A 21,630-nucleotide genomic window follows, 5' to 3' on the forward strand; every position below is an offset into this window, starting at 1 on the left:
TTATATTGCCAAATCAAAATTTTGATCAATTCAAGATTTTTTCACTTAACTATTTAAAAAATCCATTATTTTATATTTAAAATACTTAGAGATGATTTAATTCCTTTTTTAAATCATCAGTAACTTCTTTAATAATGTCAAGATGCGCATAACCATATTTTTTATCAGGCTCTAAATATGCAGATTCTGACCATTCATTCCATGCATTAAAAAAAACATAAGGAGAATTATTTTTAACAGCATCCTGCATTAGAATTTTAAGATTCTTTTTCTTTTGTTCGAAAGAAAGTCCTGTAAATATTTTTGATTTCTTTTTATATCTGGGTGTATTATCCCATTCAAAAAAAGCACTTTCAAAAACTTTTAATTTAGTCTGCTTAAATTCATTTACAAATGAATTCTCCAAAATGATTTTCCATAATATTTTTGAATCATATATTTTATGTTTAGATAATTTTTGATTCAACTTTGTCAAATATAATTGAAAAATATGAGGCAATCGTCTCAAAAATTGAAAACGGGAAGCAGCATTATATTCTTGAAACCCTTTACTTGTATAAGCTTCTCTTGGTTGGAATTTCATAATTGCATTATAAGACTCTAAAAATTCAGTTGTTTGAAAATCATGATTTTTTATAGCAACAAAATACAATCCATTCAATCCATTTTTGATTGCTAATTCAGTCCAAAAATCAATCATTTCTTTCGAATTATTGATTAAAAAAGGTTGATAAATTAAAAAAACAGGTTTGTCCTCAATCATAATGGCTCTAGGGTCTTTGAAAAAAGGCAACAAATAATTAAAATGACTTTCCCAAATCTTTTTATCATTAGTGTGTAATTGTTTTTGAAGAAAAATTTCAGGCTTTCCAACCCAACTTCTTGTCCAAGATTCGTTAGCCCAAGTAACACAAAAAGAAATATCAATATCCGGATTTGATAAAAATACTTCCATAGGTTTTTCTAAGTACAATTTTCCATCAAACCAATAATGATAAAACATAAAACCTTCTATGCCATATTTCTTAGCTAATTCAGCTTGCTTTTTTAAAGTTTCTTTTTCACATGGATTATAATAATCTTCATTTATTGGAATTCTTGGTTGATTGTGTCCTTCATATAGTGGCTTAGCTTCTTTTACTAATTTCCAATCAGTAAATCCTTTGCCCCACCACTCATTGTTTTCTGGAATTTCATGAAATTGAGGGAAATAGAAAGCTATTATTTTTGGTATATTCATTTTAATTGATTGATAGTAATTTACTTTATAATTTGATTGGATTATTTGTATTACAAATAATCATTTAAAAATCATGAATTTTTATGAGAAATGTACTTTTTAATCATATTGTTTCCAAATTTAGCTATTGGAACTTCAACAAAAGTTGTTAAAAAATAGGAAAAAATAGTCGTAATAAACAATAGAAATAGTAGTGATAAAATCCAAATTATAGAACTATTAATTATCCCAATATGATTTAAATAATTAATAAAAATTGGTGTTACAAAGATGAGTACTATCAAGTGTGTTAAATATATGGCATAAGATATTTTACCAATAAATCTAAAAAAATGTAAATTGAGCATTTTTTGTAATCTAGTTGATGTAAAGCAATATAATAAAATAAGAAAACTACCCAACCCTGTAAGTATCCAAATTAAATCATCATTACTAAGTAAAGCTGAATATTCTCTCAGAAAATAGTAATAATACATAGGTAAAGTATATCTATAAGTGTACATGAAAATTATAAAAAAAATTAATATTATTTTATAATTTGTTTTTATTCTGGTAAAAATTGTCAAGATATAATCTTGGTTCATTGCTAGAGCAATACCAAGTGAAAAATGAAAAATATAAACCGGTATATTAAAAAAGAAGTAAAGAATAAGATTAAAAACCAAGAAAAAAATGAAATTTGACTTTTTATAAATTAAAAAAAGAAAAGGAATTAAAAAAGAAAATTGCATTTCAACAAAGAGTGACCAATTTTGAAAAACTAATTCAGCATAACCATTTTCTGGAGTAATAAAAACGATTTGTTTTATAAAATTTATAAAATTAAGAGGTTTAGACCAAAATGAATTAATCCAAGAACTAGTATCAGGAATTGTATGTATAACATTAAAAAAAGAATAGAATAATAAACTAGTAAAAAGAACAAAAATATATGCAGGCATAATTCTGAAAATTCTCTTTAGATAAAATGATTTTAATTCAATTTCAACTTTATTCCTCATAGACAGTGTTAATACATAACCACTCAATACAAAGAAAAAAGTAACTGCTGCGAAACCATCGTAAAAAAAATGCAATGGACTATAATTTATCAATCTAAATTCCAAATCCAATCTATAAGCCAAGACAAAATGGCTAATTACAACCGAAATTGAGGCTAATCCTCTAAGACTGTCTAAATATTCAATTCTATTTTCTTTCATTATGCCAAACTACTTTTTGAAGATTTAAAAAAATTCTTAATAGGATTAAACAATTTAATACCTACACCTAAAACACCAAAATACCTGAAAATAAGTTTAAAGGAATCCTTCCTAAAGTCTACATCTTCAGTTGTGCTAGACAACCCTGTTATATTGTAAACAGATATCGTTTTTTCTAGATAATTAAATTTAAAATTTTTAGATGACCATAATTTTAAATTCATCACATAATCTTCCATTAATTTATAATCATCCCCGTATTGATATTCTTCAAATACTGTTTTGGGAAATAAAATACTTTGATGGCAAATATTTCTATTTATTAATTTCGCAGTACTAAACTCACCTCCATATAATTTATTTGATGGCGACAACAAAACATCTCCGTAATAAATAGTTTTTTCATCCAACAGAAGACCGGATAATTCTTGAAGATTTATGACTAATTGATCGTCAGCACCTAAAAAAAGGATGTACTTTCCTGATGCCATCGAAACTCCTTTATTCATTGCATCATAAATTCCAGAATCCTTTTCAGAAATAAACTTAGAAATATATTTTTGATATTTCTTAATGATATTTATAGTATTATCAGTAGATAAGCCATCAATTATGATAACTTCCGTTTGTTCGTTTATTCGGGATATAAGACTCTCTAAAACATCTACTATATGCTTTTCAGCATTATAAGTAACGATAATGATTGTAACTAAATATTTTTTATGCATTGGTGTTTCTTAAGGAGAGATAGTATGAAATAAAGACAAAAAAAGGCAGCACAACTAATAAATTTATAAAATCAGCTAAAGCAGATTGAAAATCAGATTCTAATTTTAAAGCAGCATTTAAAAATAAAAAATAAACTATACATCCAAATATATTGGATGGCAACAAATAAAAAAGTCTATTTCTGAAAAATGAAAAAATAGCCCCAATTACAAAACAATAAAGGGGTGAATAAATAATTCCAAAATATACATAACTAAAAACATTCATTCTTGCATTTGGCCCTCTAAACTCAACATCAGGATGGTGATATTGCATTATAAAATACCCCATTGGCTCTGGAACCATTGACCTGGGAATAATCCTTAATAAACTTAATGGACCACCAAATAAAGCAACAAACCAATTAACCGTTGGAATTAAATCTATGATATTATTAGGATAAGCCATATAATAAACATCCCCAGACTGACCTATTCTTAATAATAAAAAAATAAAAGGATTGGCTTCTGCTTCGGATAACATTATTACTGCAAAAGCAGTTATTAGAGCAACAACCCCAAATTTGAGTATGAATTTTTTTATAGTAAAAAACAAAGAAGTATTGCCCCATCGCATAGAATACAAAGCATAGATAAAAAAAGCAAGACCAAAAGACATAAAAGCACCTTTGGAACCTGAAAGAATTGAAAACAAAAGAATGAATGCAACACTAATATTGGTATATATTTTAAAAAAAAAGCTCTTCCTTTTAAAGTATATAAAAAATATTGTCAAAAATATATGACACTGAAGCGTCACATCTAAGATTCTTTTTAATAAATTATTAATACCACCACTTTCCCCATAAATACCTAACCTTGACTCTGCGAACAAAGGAATCCCAACTAATTTATATGAAAATAGTTGAAGCCCAATATTAGTAAAACCTATTAAAATAAAAAACCATTTAATGAATCTGATTTCTTGAACATTTTCATCTTGTCTTTTACCAGACATAATCTTATCAACTCTTATTGGTGAAAACATCCTAAACCCAAGGAAAAAAAACATTTGAGTAAGGACAAAAGAGAGAAATATTCTATTCGTAATTGCATTTACAAAAAATAAAAAAACGGGAACAGTAATGGACATCGCCGAAAAAAAACAAGTAAATGTAAATGGATCTAATAATGATATATAATATTTTTTAAAAACTATATAGTACACTAAAGCAACAATCAAGACGCTTGCTAAATATTTAGGCCAATTTTCAAAAAGTAATACAAAGTACTCAAATGAATCCATCCCTAATTATATTATTTTTTTATAAAACGATTCGTGTTTTTTTGCAACCTGCATATAACCAAATCTATCTTCTATATCGTTACGCATTGCAATAGGATCCCACTTTAAAGAGAGAGCTAAAATAATTTTTTCAGCCATATCATCCGTATTAAAAGGTTTAGATAAGAACCCGTTAAAATTCTCTACAATTATATCTAAAAGCCCCGAAGTTCCAAAAGCTACAACCGGAACCCCACAACTAATAGATTCAATAGCTACTTGACCGAATGTTTCAAGATAAGACGGAACTACAACTAAATCAGCAGAACAATATATTCTATTAATTAATTCTAAGTCATTAATTTTACCAACTGACTTCAATTCAATATTATTTGACAATTTAATTTTTTTAATAGTAGGGTCGCCAAACACCAGCAACGTTAATTGCTCATTATTAAGTAATTGCCCCGCAAGCAAAATAGCTCTTTCTAAATTAACATATCCTTTTAGCTCATCTGTTAAACCATTAATGGCTCCAAAAACGACAACTTTATTTTTTTGTGGAATGTCTAAAATAGCTTTACACTCCTTTTTATTTTTTAATTCCCAAGAATTAACTTGAATTGGATTATGAATTATTTGAGGGTTGCATTTTTTCCATAAAAAAGATTTTTTTGTTTCTTCAGAAAGCCAAGAACTAACAACTACAGGATGTATCTTTACCCTACTAAAAATATATTTTTTTCTTTTCCAAGTCCATTTATCAATGTCTATTCCTTTTGTAGATTGTGGTTTATTTAGAGCTGAATAGCCTTCAACAAACCGCATTGTATTTTTAATATCAGTATGCTCTGCTCCCAGCAACGGCCAAGTATCATGAAATGTCCATACAATAGGTTTTTTAATTTTCATCAAATCTTCTAAACGGATGGTCTCATTTCCTATCCAATGCAAATGCAAAATATCAAATTCAAGATTTGCTAATCTACTACCTACTGTAGATGGAAAAAAATTAATGGATCTACCCGAATGATTCGATGATCTTTGCAAAAAAAGTACTGACTTGTATGCTAACCTAACTCGAATATAAAGCCATATTTTATCCCATAAACTTGTACTCAAACAAATGTTTTTTGAGTTTTCAGAATGAGTTACAACAGCAATTTTTGAATCAATTCCATCAATCAAAGACAAAGCTTCATTTAATCGAGTCATAGCGACACTAGCACCTCCATAATCATCACTATATCCTAAATGCAGTACCTTAATTACTTGTTTCATACCATATAAAATTAATATAATCCCATATTTAAACAAAAAAAAACTTATTTAATAAAAAGACCAATAGAAAAATCAATTATTTCCTTACTTTCTAATTCAATTAGTAAAACAAAAAAATTATAAATTTTTCTAAATAAATCCACTATAAACTAGATGCTTAATAAAAATAAGTCTTACTTTTTTTTGATGACTTGCTTAACAAGTTGCTTAAATGAAGAATAATATAGTATAATAGTGCTTGGAGCTTCCTTTGCTAAGCCATAAGAATCAGCTGCTCTATTTGCAACAAAAATAGTGGGATGTATTATATTTAATGGTAAAGGAGTCACTTCCATATTCGCATAAGGACTATTTTCATCTACTGTATGAGTGCCGTCATCATTAAAGCCAACATTAGTAATCATATTATTATTAGGAATAACTGATAGGTATCCATTGATTGTATTAGAGAAAAAATATTGATAGTCCCAAGTATTTATTAATCCTTTTTTTGTTCTAACAAAACAATTATAAAGAAAATTTTTGATTTTTTTATTATCAGTTACTTTTGAAAGAAAATCATTTTTTTTAGCTTTTTCCAAATCTGTTAGATTTACATCATAATTTACCCAAACTCTTCTCCAGCTGGCCCATCCCCATACATGGGTTAAATTAGAAAAATAATAATCCGCATCACCACGTTTAATATTATCCTGAAAATTGCAACCGCAAATATGTCCTATTCTATTATCATCACGGTATTGTTCTAATCGTTCATCACAAAATCTAAAAAAATCAAAATTAGGCACACAATCATCTTCTAAAATTATACCTTCTTCTTCATTTTCAAAAAACCAAGTAATAGCCTGACTAACCGCAATTTTACAACCTAAATTTTCATCCCTATAAAGTGTTTTTATTTCGCAATCCCAATCTATATTTTTTACAACATCCTTAGTTTCTTTACACAATATAAAATCTCTATCATTTGATCTTGGCCCATCCGCTGCTATATAAAGTTTTTTTGGTTTTGACTTACGAATAGCATCAAATACTTTTTGAGTTTCTTTAGGTCTATTAAAAACTAAAAACAATACGGGTGATTTTACTGAATACATTATTTAAAAATTAAGATTGATTGTGTTTGTAATTTGAATATATGCCTTGTTTCCTTATAAAAAGCATAATAAAAATAAGAGGCATAACTTTGTGAAATTAATGTAGCAATAGCTGCACCATTAATCCCATATTTTGGTATTAAAATTACATTTAAAATGATGTTAATTACCAAACCCTGAATTGATTTTGTAAAATTATGTCTACTTAAATTTTCTATAACTAGAAAATTTCCTGCAGCCATTCCCCAAAATACAAATACACCTGTCCATATACTCACTTTTAGAGTAAATACTGCCGACATGTATTCATCTCCATATAAATGAAAAATTATTGGCTCTGAAAAAAACATAAAAAATATTGAAATACTAAAGCTTAGTAAAAAAAGAATTTTTAAAAGTTTTAGACATGCTTGTTTATAAAGTAAACCTTCTTCATTATTTTTATTTATCAAACTCGGAAAAGTTGAAGTAACAAAAATGGAAGGAATAAAATACCACAATTCTGTAAAACGAGTAGATATTGAGTAATAACCCACGAACTTATCGCCTAATATTTCTCCAATCATTACCTGGTCTAATCTCATGTACAGCATAATAATAACCCCTGAAAGGATCAAAGGCCAGCATTGTCTAAATAATAATTGACAATACTTAATGTTAAACTTCCACTTTATAACCTTTTCAAAACCATAATTAAAGACTAATCCTAAAGCCCCTAGAAAAAACTCAATTAATGTTGCCAATACTAGAAACATTAAGGATAATCCACGATATATTATAATAAGCTTAACAATAGCTACCAATAAAAAGGCAGAGTTCTTTATCAAAACAGTTTTTTTTGACAACAATAAGGACTGGTTTTTTAAATCAATGACATCAAAAGATTGAAACCATAAATTTGCGGAAGTTAATAGCCCTAACAAAATCAACTCCTTATCTGATTTAAAAACATACAAATACAAACATCCAATTAATGTACAAGCAAAGGATCCTGTAAGTCTAAGCCAAAAGGCCGTACCTAAAATAACATCTTCATTTTCTGTTTTTTCTAATAAATGCTTAACTAAAATTTGATCTAACCCTAGAGTAGAAAGTGCACTCATTAAAGCTATTAAAGCTATTACGTAGTTCCACTTTCCAAAGAATTCCGGTCCTAAATACCTAGCAACCAAAATACCTACAAAAAGACCTATACCTAATCGTATTATTTTGTCAATTAAAAGCCACAGAGCATTTTTAGACGTATTAAGAGTAAGAATTTGAGTTACTTTCTTAATGATTTTGATTTTCAAACTATTAAATCTATTTGTTATAGTTTAATTTATACCTAAAATCGGTAAAACTATAATATGTTCTTAAAATATTCTATTGCTTTAACCAACCCTTCTTCTAACTGAATATTTGGCTCCCAATTGTTTAATTTTTGTTTTGCTAATGAAATATCTGGTTGACGTTGTTTAGGGTCGTCTTGTGGCAAAGGCATAAAAATAATTTTTGAACTAGACCCTGTCAGTTTTACTACTTTTTCAGCTAATTCTAACATTGTAAATTCATTAGGATTACCCAAATTTACAGGTCCTAAAAATGATTTATCAGAATTCATCATTCGAATCATCCCCTCCACCAAGTCATCTACATATTGAAAGGATCTTGTTTGTGTCCCATCGCCAAAAATAGTAATATCTTCTCCTTTTAAAGCTTGTACAATAAAATTAGAAACTACTCTACCATCATTTGGATTCATATTAGGTCCATAGGTATTGAAAATTCTAATAATTTTAATTGCTACACCGTTTTGAAGGTGATAGTCCATAAACAAGGTTTCCGCACAACGTTTACCTTCATCATAACAGGAACGCAAACCTATAGGATTTACATTTCCCCAATAACTTTCAGTTTGTGGATGCACATGCGGATCTCCGTACACTTCACTAGTACTGGCTTGTAATACCTTTGCTCCCACTCGTTTTGCCAACCCTAATACATTTATAGCTCCCATAACAGAAGTTTTTATTGTTTTTATTGGATTGTATTGATAATGTACTGGAGAGGCAGGACATGCTAGATTATAAATTTCATCTACTTCCGCAAAATACGGTTCGGTAATATCATGTCGCACTAGCTCGAAAAAAGGATTATTTAATAATTCTAATATATTATTTTTATTTCCTGTAAAATAATTATCCAAACAAATAACTTCGTTACCTTCATCTAATAAACGCTTACATAAATGCGACCCAACAAATCCGGCACCACCTGTTACTAATATTTTTTTTCTCATAATTAATGTAGTATTGATAAACCTAATATTTAAATCCCAAACTTTCCATTACTATTGTGGAAAAATATTTTTGACGAAAATACATTGGGAGTATTACTTTTATGCCAAATCCTATAAAATTAGGAAAGCAAAAATGTCAGTTTTGTTACCATTAATAATCGCAACTATGATATATTAAGGTTTGTATTCATTGTTGCTATAAATAATCTTAATTAATAATTATAAATACAGTTTCATTTATTTGAAGAGAATCAAGAATGACTTATTCTATTTCAGAAGTGCTGCCGCAATTGCTGCAAAGAAAACTTCTGGATCTCATTGCTATTTTCTTGATTTTTTGATTTTTTTCCAAAATACAATACTTAAACTAATACTGTATAATTTTATTTAATTTCAATAAAAATTCTTTTTGCAATCAAACTAAACACCATCAAGAATCCTATCAAAAAAGCCCCAAAAAAAGTCCCTTTCACTTTACCAAACGTTTCTTTTTGTAATGGCAAAATTGGTTTATCTATAATTTGAATTAATGGTGTCTCTTTCCGTAAAGTCACTTTGGCTAATTCAGTTTGTTTGACCAATTCCGTTAAGATAGCCGTATTAGCTTGAACATCTACTTGACGGCTTGCGGATGGAGCACGACGCACATTAAGCGCCGGATTCAGATTAAAGGTATTATCATTGGCGACAGCCACACCAGTAATAGCGCGATTCAATTCACCCCGAATAGAATCCGTTTGCCTTTCTAGGATATCCATATTCATTCGCGCTTTTTTGCTTTTGGAACTGACATAGAAATCAGAGACCTGTTTGGCCAGGGCTTCACAAAAATATTTGGCAAACAATTCATCTGTAGAAGTCATATCAATACTAATAATCGATACTTTTTTGTCTTTTTGTGCCACGGCTAATCCTTCTTTTGACAGATTTGCATAAATCACACCCAAAATACTGTCATGCACCCGCGTGAAATATTTTCTTTTTACATTTGGTAAAAACTGGATACTCTTGAATTTGGGATTGTCATTCCACTTGTCTCTCCATTTATTATTTTCAATATACATTTCTGCCAAAGAAATAACTTTTCCATTAGAAGTAACTGGACTCAATAAGGTTTGTTCAACCATACTACGGGACTTGAACAACTCAGTCAAATTAGATCCTGTAAAAATACTCCCACCGCCTCCTCCAAGATCCAGACCAAGTGAACTCGCTAAACCTAAAGCTCCTCCAAGTCCACCACCAGACTTTTCATCTTCCAATGCAAAAGACAAAGTAGCAGTATAAACTGGTTTTTTAGTAAATGAGTACGCTAAACCTAAAGCTGCTCCAATTACTCCTGCTAATACTATAATTTTCCATTGGGATAGTAAATAGTCATATAATTCTTTGACTTTATTTATTAATTCTTTCAGAGTAATTTCTTCGCTGGCTATTTTCTTATTATCCATATTCATGTCCAGTTATTATTTAAAAGCGTTTAAGATCAGTAAAGACAAGCTTGTTATTACACTGCCTATACTTACCCATTCTCCAGTACTCATCTTCTTAGTCTCTGGTTTTTCCGGAACTATAATTTGGGATCCGGGTGTAACCTTAGGATAGGATCTAACAAAAAGGAAGGAATGTGCCACTGCTGCTTTACCATTTGGATAAATGATGTAAGCTTTCTTTCTCCAGCCTTTACTATCCACACCTCCAACAGAACCTATATAATAGGCAAATCCTTTCCCTTTCTCATAAGGAATCTCAGAAGTCAACAATACATTTCCGGTAACTTTAACTCCTTCATTAAAAGCCGCCACTTCAATTTCATCTCCTGGAAACAGAATTACGTTAGTATTGCTTTTAGGATTATCAACAATCGACTTCCAATCTACCGGTATAGTAGCAAATTTTAAATCTTCTTTTAGTTTTTTCTTCAATTTATTTTGAATGCTGTCTTTTTTACCTAAATTCAAATTAATACTTTCTACCTCTTCAATTTGCTTCACTTGGATAGGTCTTTTGATTTTAACCCCGTCTATATTCGCTAACGAAGTTAGACCACCTGCACGTTCAACAATATCATAAACCCTATCTTTTTTATTGGCCAAAACATATTTTCCTGCATAATTGACAGCACCTTTAATCGTCACCATTTCTGGTTTTTCGTATACTGCCATTTTACGAATATTCACTACATCAAAGGGTTGTAAGGCAAAATTTTTCAACTGTTCATTGTTATTGGCAGTAATTTCGATATTAAATAGTTGAACTTTACTAGGATTGGCATCATCGATCTCTTCTGCTTTTATCATTCGGGCAACCTCAACTCTTTTAGAGGCAGAACCCGTTAATCCGCCTGCTTGAACTAACAAATCATTCAAGGTTAGATTTTCATGGTAATCATATATTCCAGGTTTTTTTATTTCGCCATCGATTGTTATTTTATATTCTTCAACAAAATCTAAAATAGAATATACGGTTACAACGTCCTCTTTTTTCAAAGCAAGGTCAGCTTCAAGGTCACCATCCAAAGCTTTAGATAAATTCACATTAACAATTTCCGTAGTCAAATCGGATTTTAGTCTGATTATTCTCGCTCTATTGCTATAAGCATCTTCTTTCAAACCGTCAGCCTTTGCAATCAAATCTGAAATGCGCATCCCTTCATAAAAAGAGTACGTATCAGGTCTAAAAACGGCACCTTCAATTTTTATACGGTTTTCAAATCGATTCAATATTTTTGCCACCCTGAATACATCTCCTGAAAGCGGTTTGTAACTATTATATTCGGAGGCATTAACATCTTTAACTTTAAATTCTTTATTTGTTTTTTGCAATACATTTACGGAAGCTGTATAAGCAAACTCATTAAATCCTGAGGCAAAAGACAATAAATCAGAAAAGGTTTCTCCTTTTTTCATTTCAAATATCCCTGGTCGTTTTACCTGACCTTCCACAGTTACACGTTGCGTATAGGCTGGAATTCTAATGACGTCATTATCTTTTAAACCCACATTATCGGATTGATCGCCATTGACCAAAAAATGATAGATATCAATAGTACGATAAACTTTATTACCCCTTAACAACTCGATGTTTCTATAACTTCCATTCTTTCCGGGACCTCCACCCAAAAACAAAGCATTATAAACAGTCGCCAAAGAAGATATAGAATAATTACCAGGCTGTTTACTTCCAATTATAGTAACGCGAATGGTTCGGATACGGCTTAAACTTACTCCTACTTGCGATTGCCCGGAGGCAACAGTGCTGTACACTCTGGCTATAGCTCCTCTTATTTTCTGGGTAGCTGCTTCAATCGTCATTCCCGAGACCGGAATCTGGCCTACATATTGAATGGTAACTTTACCTTCTATTGATACTGGAATACTGGCATTAAATTCCTGTACACCATAGACACTAATTTGTAATTCATCTCCAGGACCCAATACATAATTAACAGGGGTAGCCAATTTCAAATTAGGTTCAAAATTCAAGGTGGGATTATCGAACAATTCAGAACCAAAAATTAAAGTATTGATAGAATCTTTGACTTTAGTATTGACAATTTTTTCTTGCTTTCTTCCAAAATCATCTTTCTCATCATCCGTTTGTTCATCTTCTGAAATCCCTTTCTTGACTCCTTCTTTTTTTGAACTAATAGCTAGTCGCTCTTTCAATTTAGCAAACTCTGATGCCGACATACCTTTTGCCAAGACCATTGGCTCGGCTTGTTCTATAGTTACATTATTCGATTGCAACTGTGTTTTTATTTTTACGATATCAGCATCCGATAAATAATCTACCTTAAGCGTACTTAAGTCTGTACTTTTAAGCAAATCTTGCGCCATAAGAGTCGAAGTTTGAAAAAGTGCTACAAACAACACAACAACTGTAATTATTTTTTTCATATTTAATCTAAATTTTTACTTTTATGAAATTTATTATATAAAAAACGTATTCTATTTAAAATTACCTATAGAAGAGCACACCTAATTATTCAAAACACAATATGGCTTCGCCATAGCTAACCACACAGTAAGCATACTCATTTTTAATATCTGTACAAATCTAGAGTAAAAATACAGTATAAGCTATATTTTTCAGTAGGAAATAGAAAACAAAAAAGAATAAATTATTCCTTTTTAAAACAACGCAAAGTTTCTAATACTAAAATACTAAAAATCAGAAATTTCACATAAAAACTACAAATACGGATAAATAAAAAAGTTTACAAAATAAAAATACTTTGTAAACTTTTTTAATAGAGAATGGTAAATTTAAAACTTAATTATTTTTTTATACCAAGGTTCTTTTTTAACTTTTACTCCATACCCATAGCCATAGCCATAGCCCTTAGTTGAGTCAGTGTCATTAAGAAGTAGGCACATATTAGGCAATTTTTTTTCTTTAAATAGGGTGTTAGCAATGGCAAGCATACGTTTTTCTAAAAAGTTAGCACGAGCCACGTAAATAAAACAATCCGCATTTTTAGCAATCAATAAGGTATCAGTGACTAAACTTACTGGAGCGGTATCAACTATAATATAATCGTACTGGGTTTTTAAGGTTTTAAAAGTCTCATCTACCTTTTTACTCATTAACAATTCGGCAGGATTAGGAGGAATTACTCCTGCTGGCAGTACATAAAAATCCTCATAGCCATCATATTTGACAATCAAATCTTCCAGAATCAAATCTTTGGAAGATAAGTAATTCGTAAATCCTCGGTCTGGCAAGGTTAAATATTCATCCAGTCTTGGATTTCTGATATCCATTCCTATCAACAACACTTTTTTACCGGATAAGGCGAATGTGGCAGCAAGATTGGCCGAAACAAAAGTCTTCCCTTCTTTAGGAAAAGTAGAAGTCAAAAATATAGTTTTAGCATGGCCATCAGGAACCTTACTTAACATAAATTCCAAATTAGTTCGAATAATTCGCAAGGCTTCTGCTGAGCTGGTCCGGCTTTCTGATTTTATAATTTCAGAAGGACTGTCCGAGGTAGGCACATCACCTATAAATGGAATCAATGTTTTACCTTCTAAATCCAATCGGCTTTTTATTTTGGTATCTAACAAGTCATCAGTATAAATAATTCCAAAAGGCACCAACAACCCTAATAACAAACCAGCTAAATATATGATATTTTTCTTTGGTGAAACAGGCTTTTTTTCAGCTTTTGCAGCATCAATAACCCTGGCATTAGGTTCTGTAGCCGATAAAGAGATGGCAGTTTCTTCTCTTTTTTGCAATAAATACAAATACAATTCTTCCTTAACTTTTTGTTGTCTGGCAATGACTCTAAACTGACGTTCTTGAACGGGTATTTTCCCAATTTTGGCATTCAACATCCCTTCGTTGCTGCTCAAATCTCTTTTTTGAATCTCCAAGGAAGATTGTAATCGTCTCAAACTGGCGGCTACAGTTGCTTTTAATGACGTAATTTGCTGATCAATTTTAACCACGGAGGGATTAGCAGTGGTGGCTGATTTCAATATGCGGTTACGATCCAAAACCAATTGATTGTACGAACTAATCAATCCGGAAGTATCACCCTGCCCTGCAATAATATTACTCGGAAGTAAATCAGCATTAGTGCTTTTCTTCATAAAATCCAACATAGAAGAAACTACGTTCAACTGTATTTCAGTTTCCACGCCTTTTTTATCATATTCATTTGAACCTTCTATAAAAAGCTTGGCTTCTGATTCGATATCAGTCAGTTTATTTGATTTTTTAAAACTTTCAACATCTTGCTCCACACCATCCAACTCTTGGGTAATCAAGGTCAACCGATTCGCTATAAACTTAGACGTATTTTCGGAAATAAAATTTTTATCCTCGGCAGCATCTTCATTATAAATCTGAATCATATTGTCCAAGAAAGCCTCTGCTTTTTTAACAGCAGAATTAGTAATAGAAACGGTAACAACGCTGCTCGTTTTACTGATAGACTCCACTTTTAATTCTTTTCTAAAACCTTCTACTACATCCTCCAGAGGACTGACAACGATACTGATTGATTTCTTCTTGTCTTTGGCATTCATAACAAATTTTGACTTATTTATCATAAGCCGTCCGTATTTCGTAGGTATTAATTCCCCATAGCGAAATACTTTTTTATTGTTTAAGAGTACCTGTGACGTATCTTGTACCAATTCGTTTTCCAATTCAAAGGTATTGGAAGTTAAGAATGTAAATTTTAAATCCATTTTATTCTCGTAAAATGAGTCTTTTTTATCAACAAAATATACTTCAATTGGGGATTTCTGATAAATTTCTCTATCCACTACTTTACCCCTGATAATAAAAGCCATGTTAAGATTTAACTTTCTTACAGTACTTTCAACTAAAGTTCTGGATTTTAAAATTTCAACTTCATTATCCACATTACTTTTGAGACCTCCACCCATACCCAAATCAGCAAAAGCAGACAGTTCAGAAAGCATTCCGCCTTTTTTATCATCTTTTACTAAAATGGTAGTAGTGGCTTGATATTGAGGTATAGTGTAGCGCAAATACAAAAAAGCCAACACCATACTAATACAAATACAAATTAGGAACCATTGCCAATGCACAACATACTTATCTAAAACTTCTTTTAATTGAAAATCATTTTCCTGATCGTCGTCAAACCTATTATTTTCCATGCAATAATTTATTTTGTAGTAGTAATAATCAATGTAATTAATGTAATCAATAACGAAGAGATAGAAATAATTACCCCGGTATTAGGTCCAATGGCAGCTCCATTTATTTTATTCTTATTGGGTTCTACATAAACCACATCATTTTGGGCTAAATAATAAAAAGGGGAATTAATAAAATCCGATTTGGTGATATCCACTCTATTATACGATTTGACCCCATCAATTTCTCGTATGACCAAAATATTATTTCTTTTCCCATAAATGGTCAAATCTTTAGCCATCGTCAAAGCTTCAATCAAAGTAATTCGTTCCGAGGCTACCGGATAACTTCCAGGCAAATTAACTTCTCCCTGTACCGAAATTTTGAAATTCATGACTCGAAGATTAATTATTGGGTTTTTAATATAAACTGCAATTTTATCTTGCAACATTTTTAATACTTCGGATCGGGTCAATCCACTCACTTTCAATTTACCCAAAACAGGAAAATCAATAGTCCCTTGAGCATCTACTAAATACAATTGAACGGTCTCCTGTCCACGAACAATATCTAGTTTACTGGCATTTGAAACGCTAAATGTTTTTAAATTGAAAGGCATAGCAATTTCAGGATCTTCAGCAGATACAATAATCATCAGCAAATCATCCGGCTGCATCTTGATTTCATACGAATTAGACTTTTCGGGAGGAGTTGCACCATCAATACCCTGATAATAAACAATGTCTTTTCGGGAAGCACATGAAAAAAGGAACAGTACAAAAAACAAAGGGATTGTTTTTTTTATTAAAAATAAATAGTTCATAGGGTTTTAATTTATAAAAGCAGCAAATATAGGCATTAAAGTTCTATTAAGGTTTAAAAAGAAGCTATCAGCTAATTCGCTTTTAAAGAATAGGCGGTAAAAATTGCCGGTTTTAGAATTTGGAATTTGTTTTAACCGTGAATAAATGAAAATAGGACTGTCCGCTAAGCAGACTACAATTATTTTTTTAGCCACGAATTTCCACAAATCTCACGAATTAGCATTTAATTTTTCTTTTAAGGAACAAAATTCCTGAAATTTGCGACTAAATTTTTCTTTAGTATTATTTGCGGATAGTAATAAATGGAAAAGCAGGGACAGATTCCTCAATTGAACGATTAAACAATTAACTAATTAAACCAACTCAACTAGTACGCGTTCTCCTCTCCGCGAAACACATTAATAACAGTCCTATAAATAATTTTCAAATCCAATAACAAGCTCCAGTTTTCAATATACCAAATATCATGATCTACGCGATCCTTCATATCAACAAGTTCCTTCGTCTCTCCTCTAAAACCATTGACTTGTGCCCAGCCTGTAATTCCGGGTTTAGCATAATGACGCACCAGATAATTATTGATTAATTCAGAGTATTGTTCCGTATGCTTCAACATATGGGGACGAGGACCCACTACTGACATAGTTCCCCAAAAAACATTAAAAAACTGAGGCAATTCATCCATATTGGTTCTGCGCAACAATGCTCCAATTTTGGTGATACGCGTATCGCCAAGAGTAGCCTGCTTCTTATCCGCAGCAGCATTCACTTTCATAGTTCGAAATTTAAGACAAACAAAAGCCCTGTTATCTCTTCCGGAGCGCTCTTGTTTAAAAAAGATAGGACCTGACGAGTCTATCTTGATAAGGAGAATCAGTATGGGAAACAACCATGGAAAAAGCAATACAATAACTAGAAAGGAAAAACAAATATCAAATGTTTTTTTTAAAAGGAGATTAAAGGTTAACTCCAATGGTTCCTTGCGAAGCATCAACACGGGAGTATTTTCATAAAAACTAATCTCAACCTTACGCGATTTAGTATACAACTGAAAATCAGGAATAAACTTAATCCGCACCATATAACGCTCACAGAGTTGTGTCAGCTGATTAATTATTTTTATATTATCGATATGCAAGGCAACATACATTTCATCCACATTTTCCTTAATAATATAGTCTGCAATGGCATCAAACCCACCTAAAATTGGGGAAGAAATAAAAGTAAAAGGATCCACTTTGTCATCAAAAAAACCCAAAACTCTGTAACCGTAGGTAAGATCTTTAGACAAAATTTTACGCATATGTTCTCCGGTATCATTAGCACCTATTATTATTACGTTTTTAAAATTGTATCCTTGAGCTCGAATATACTTCAAGACTTTCATAAAAAGCACTCGGGAAACAAAAAGAAACAGAAAAAAAATCATATAAAAATAAAACAAACGCAAACGGGAAATATCATTATATTTCAAAATAACAACAATAGCAATAATCAACGCTACATGAAAGAGTACCATTCGAATTGTTCTGGTTAAGATAGACTCTATTCGTTCAACACGAATGATGCGATACGAATCTTTTCGGAGTAATAAGATAATCCAAAAAAGATTGGATAACAGAGAAATGGTTTGAATTTCTTTTAAATCCAAACGATCTAAATTATCATAACGGAATAAAAAAGAAAGAATAATTGCTACATTTAACAATACAATGTCCCATAGGAGAAAACAAAGTTTAAAATAACGCGAAAAACGATAAGCGGCGAGTTCTTTTAAGAGTGACATATAATGATTTAGAGAGTCATTTATAGTAATAGATTCGTTTTACATTGCGCAAATTAGGAAATACTTTAAAAAAAAGTGTATTTTTTTTCTAAAATTATCTTGATAAAAACAGGCCCGTAATACAGGTATCTTTTCCACATGCGCTTGGGTTCTTTTACCAGACGAATAAACCATTCCAATCGCAATTGTATCCAAAACGGATGCGGGCGAACTATAGTACCGGCATAAAAATCAAATACGGCACCAATGGAACAAATAATTTTAGTATTTAATTGATCTTTATGCTCAAAACTCCATTTCTCCTGTTTGGGAGCAGTCATTCCAACAAATAAAACATCCGGTTGAAAAAGATTAACGGCATCAACCATTTGCTTATTTTCAATAGCCGAAAACTCAGTTTTGAATGGTGGAGAAAAAGTGTTGATCTTAATATTTGGAAACTCTTTGGAAACACGCGCTACAATTTTATCCAATGTGGCTTCTGAAGAACCTAAATAAAAACAAGACCCTCCTTTTTTGTTCAAATCCTCTAAAAGAAAATGATGAATATCGGCTCCCGCAATTTTTTTTATTTTTTGATTGTTCAATAATTTAACTGCTGCCACAATAGCTATCCCGTCTGGCAATAAAATATCGGATTGTTGCAAGGCGTTTTTAAAAGCGGCATCCTTCTCGGCGATACAATAAGAATATTGATTAACTGTGTTGATAAGGGTTTTGTCAGCAACAGTAAATCCTCTCAAATCTCCACTGTAGATAGAGTAGCCCAGAAAAGTAACTGTAGAAATGGAGTTAGTCATGAGTTGATAAATAAATTTAGAATTTATTATAATTTGAAGTTAATTAGTTAAAACAATTTACTTCTTTTATTTGTAGTTTCAAATTATTTGCCAAAAGATATTCTATAATGCTCATCTAAATCTTCCGCAGATTCGAAACGATTTGCAATTTTTTTTGCTGGATTACCTCCGTAAATACTAAAAGGTTCTACGTCTTTTGTAACCACTGAACCTGCAGCTATAATAGCTCCATCATTAATTTGAACTCCCTGAACTATAGTAGCCCCATATCCTATCCATACATCATTACCAATCCTAGTAACAAGGTTCAAACCTTTCCACGAGTAATCGGCATCCCGCATAGCTGAAGCCAATCTAACTGGCACTCCTATTTGTTGATAATGATGGTCATACTTGCCTACTACAGCTACCTTATTTCCAAAAATTACGTTGTCACCAATAGAACAATCAGTCTCAATAAATGAGTCCCTGCCGATATAAAAATTTTTTCCAATCTTCAACGTTGATTTAGCCCAAAGTCGTACTCGAACTCCTGAATGGAAACCAGTACCTATTGAATATTTTCGATATTTTACATCTACAAGGTATATATTTCTTATTTTTTTCAAAAACTTAATTAAAATCATAGGCCTATAAAAGTTTCAATTTTAGATTTTAATCGAGAAAAATAACCCATTTTAATTTGGAATTTTTGTTGGGCTTCCCCTGTTATTTCTACTACTAAAGGATGTACAAAAGTTCTTTTGTTGTTTGTATCCAAAAAGGGCATATATCGTCTTGGCGAACCTTTTGTATGCGTTGCATTGACACCAAATCCTTCGTTAAGAATCTTTGACTCTACTGGGTAAACCGTTAATCCTTTACATTTAAACTGGTTATAAAACCACCTTATAGCCCAAGAATCAAGTTTACCATTCATTTGTTTTTTTAGCATCCCATTTAAATCTGAGCCTCCTTCTGAAAATGTTTTTTGTGCATTACTATCCTTGACAAACTCACTGTAGTCCTGAATCTCCCAGTCAATTTTTTCCCATCTATCTCGCCAGGTTGCCCAACCCCATGACCATCCTCTATTTAAAAAATAAGTGTCATAAATATACTCATCATCGATTTGCAAGTTGAATGAAAAGCCAGAAATAGAAAACACTTTATCTTCATTTTTAAAATCATCAAGAGATTGATTCATAAAGTCTAAAAAGTTATTAGTACTTACTAAATCATCTTCCAAAACAATAACCGTTTCATGAATTTTTAAAATTTCAGTAACTCCTTCAATAATTGAACTGGCCAATCCTTTATTCAATAGAGACTCATATATCGTTACCGTTTTAAAGCCATCAATTGACTTAATATAATTTCTAACTTTATCAACACCTTCCGCATCTTGATCCCCGCGAGCAGCATCTGAAAAAATATACAAATCAGACTGTGAGGCTAGATTATTTTTTTTGAGAGCTTCTACTGTTTGCTTTAAAGTATCAAGGCGTTTATAAGTGAAGAGGACTATGGGAGCAAAATCTTCCATTTGTATTATGATATTTTTTGATATAATTTAGGACTGATCATTTTGGCATAAGCTTTAATAGCAAAATTGATCCATTGACTGCCCCAAAATTTCTTTCTAAACTTGATATATTCTCTAATATTCAATCCGAGTGGAGAATGCAATAATTTCCAACGTTTTTTTAAAGGGAAGTTTGGATTACACCAACCTGGAATACCCTCGTTAGGAGGACAGGTTGCTACATAGTCACTTGTTGTGTAACACCCAAAGTCGGCTTTTAAGGCGCGTAAACCATAATCAAAATCACCCATTCCATGTGTATAGTCATTGCATAAATTGCCTAGTTCTTTATAAATTGCTTTTGAAATCAGTACGGCGTTGCCATTAATGTATTTACATCGTTGAGGACTTCCATTGGGTACCACCGGACCTGTTTCGATTCTTCCTCCATAGGAAAAAATATCGTACTCCAGTGCAGTTCTGCAAGCAGCAGTAATGATTACTTCTTTTTGGTCAAGGCTAGTTGCAAGGTTATAAGTTTCAATCAGATTTACTAATGCATTTATATCCAAAAGAGTATCATCATTCAGCCAAAAATAAAAATCATAGTCTTTTGTTGCGGCTGCAGTTTTCCATGCTAGGCGCATTCCCTGGTTCCAATAGAGATTACCATTACCTTGAATGACATTAACTGAAGGGAATTGATTTTTTGTCGCTAAAGCGGTTCCGTCCGTCGAACCATCATCGACCAAAAACACTTCCAGTTTGAAATCAACTACTAAACCTTGTTGCTCATACAAAGCTTTTAGACATTGCAAGCTTTTCTCTTTTCGGTTGTGGCAAGTGAGTAAGACGGCTATAGTTGATATGGATGTCATTATGATTTTAAATAAGTTATTTTATAGCTGTATTAAAAGTATTTTTCGAGTAATGAGTATGAAACAGTTTATGAGAGTTAGATACTTTTTATCATATAATAGTGGCCTAAAGTCATTAGATTTA

16 protein-coding genes and 1 pseudogene are annotated in these 21,630 nt (G+C 31.4%); all 17 read right to left on the reverse strand.

The window, feature by feature from the left end:
- Nucleotides 1-85: 85 nt before the first annotated feature.
- Complete coding sequence (locus OA85_RS12850; RefSeq protein WP_039110177.1) at nt 86-1,240, reverse strand: glycoside hydrolase family 99-like domain-containing protein; 1,155 nt, start codon at nt 1,238-1,240, stop codon at nt 86-88.
- A gap of 71 nt (nt 1,241-1,311) precedes the next feature.
- Nucleotides 1,312-2,442, reverse strand: coding sequence for an acyltransferase (locus OA85_RS12855; RefSeq protein ID WP_039110178.1), 1,131 nt, complete (start codon nt 2,440-2,442; stop codon nt 1,312-1,314).
- On the reverse strand, nt 2,442-3,170 hold the full coding sequence (locus OA85_RS12860; protein ID WP_052257252.1) for a glycosyltransferase family 2 protein: 729 nt from the start codon (nt 3,168-3,170) through the stop codon (nt 2,442-2,444). Before OA85_RS12860 ends, OA85_RS12855 begins: the two co-directional genes overlap by 1 nt.
- Complete coding sequence (locus OA85_RS12865) at nt 3,163-4,455, reverse strand: O-antigen polymerase (RefSeq protein WP_039110179.1); 1,293 nt, start codon at nt 4,453-4,455, stop codon at nt 3,163-3,165. The genes OA85_RS12860 and OA85_RS12865 overlap by 8 nt, the downstream gene beginning before the upstream one ends.
- A 6-nt stretch (nt 4,456-4,461) precedes the next feature.
- Nucleotides 4,462-5,715, reverse strand: a complete 1,254-nt coding sequence (locus OA85_RS12870) for a glycosyltransferase (RefSeq protein ID WP_039110180.1) — start codon at nt 5,713-5,715, stop codon at nt 4,462-4,464.
- A 173-nt stretch (nt 5,716-5,888) separates the two neighbouring features.
- A complete protein-coding gene (locus tag OA85_RS12875; RefSeq protein WP_039110181.1) occupies nt 5,889-6,812 on the reverse strand; it encodes a hypothetical protein in 924 nt (307 codons plus the stop codon).
- Nucleotides 6,812-8,104, reverse strand: coding sequence for a flippase (locus OA85_RS12880; RefSeq protein ID WP_052257253.1), 1,293 nt, complete (start codon nt 8,102-8,104; stop codon nt 6,812-6,814). Before OA85_RS12880 ends, OA85_RS12875 begins: the two co-directional genes overlap by 1 nt.
- A gap of 50 nt (nt 8,105-8,154) precedes the next feature.
- Nucleotides 8,155-9,093: a UDP-glucuronic acid decarboxylase family protein gene (locus OA85_RS12885; RefSeq protein ID WP_197056088.1), complete on the reverse strand. Its 939-nt coding sequence runs from the start codon at nt 9,091-9,093 to the stop codon at nt 8,155-8,157.
- A gap of 383 nt (nt 9,094-9,476) precedes the next feature.
- Nucleotides 9,477-10,550, reverse strand: coding sequence for a Wzz/FepE/Etk N-terminal domain-containing protein (locus OA85_RS12890; protein WP_369699887.1), 1,074 nt, complete (start codon nt 10,548-10,550; stop codon nt 9,477-9,479).
- A 9-nt stretch (nt 10,551-10,559) separates the two neighbouring features.
- Nucleotides 10,560-12,992, reverse strand: coding sequence for an SLBB domain-containing protein (locus OA85_RS12895; protein ID WP_039110186.1), 2,433 nt, complete (start codon nt 12,990-12,992; stop codon nt 10,560-10,562).
- A gap of 369 nt (nt 12,993-13,361) precedes the next feature.
- A complete protein-coding gene (locus tag OA85_RS12900) occupies nt 13,362-15,734 on the reverse strand; it encodes a polysaccharide biosynthesis tyrosine autokinase (protein ID WP_039110187.1) in 2,373 nt (790 codons plus the stop codon).
- Between the two features lie 8 nt (nt 15,735-15,742).
- Nucleotides 15,743-16,537 (reverse strand): polysaccharide biosynthesis/export family protein, encoded by a 795-nt coding sequence (locus OA85_RS12905; RefSeq protein ID WP_039110188.1) that lies wholly within the window; start codon nt 16,535-16,537, stop codon nt 15,743-15,745.
- A 368-nt stretch (nt 16,538-16,905) separates the two neighbouring features.
- A complete protein-coding gene (locus tag OA85_RS12910; protein ID WP_039110189.1) occupies nt 16,906-18,324 on the reverse strand; it encodes an undecaprenyl-phosphate glucose phosphotransferase in 1,419 nt (472 codons plus the stop codon).
- A 65-nt stretch (nt 18,325-18,389) separates the two neighbouring features.
- Nucleotides 18,390-19,124: a WecB/TagA/CpsF family glycosyltransferase gene (locus OA85_RS12915; protein WP_039110190.1), complete on the reverse strand. Its 735-nt coding sequence runs from the start codon at nt 19,122-19,124 to the stop codon at nt 18,390-18,392.
- Between the two features lie 134 nt (nt 19,125-19,258).
- Nucleotides 19,259-19,423: pseudogene (locus OA85_RS17635) on the reverse strand (DapH/DapD/GlmU-related protein); the annotation flags it as partial.
- Between the two features lie 323 nt (nt 19,424-19,746).
- On the reverse strand, nt 19,747-20,649 hold the full coding sequence (locus OA85_RS12925; protein ID WP_039110192.1) for a hypothetical protein: 903 nt from the start codon (nt 20,647-20,649) through the stop codon (nt 19,747-19,749).
- Nucleotides 20,650-20,654: 5 nt separating this feature from the next.
- Nucleotides 20,655-21,506 (reverse strand): glycosyltransferase family 2 protein, encoded by an 852-nt coding sequence (locus OA85_RS12930; RefSeq protein WP_052257254.1) that lies wholly within the window; start codon nt 21,504-21,506, stop codon nt 20,655-20,657.
- Between the last annotated feature and the right edge of the window lie 124 nt (nt 21,507-21,630).

This window comes from Flavobacterium sp. AED, from assembly GCF_000812945.1.
Taxonomy (GTDB): domain Bacteria; phylum Bacteroidota; class Bacteroidia; order Flavobacteriales; family Flavobacteriaceae; genus Flavobacterium.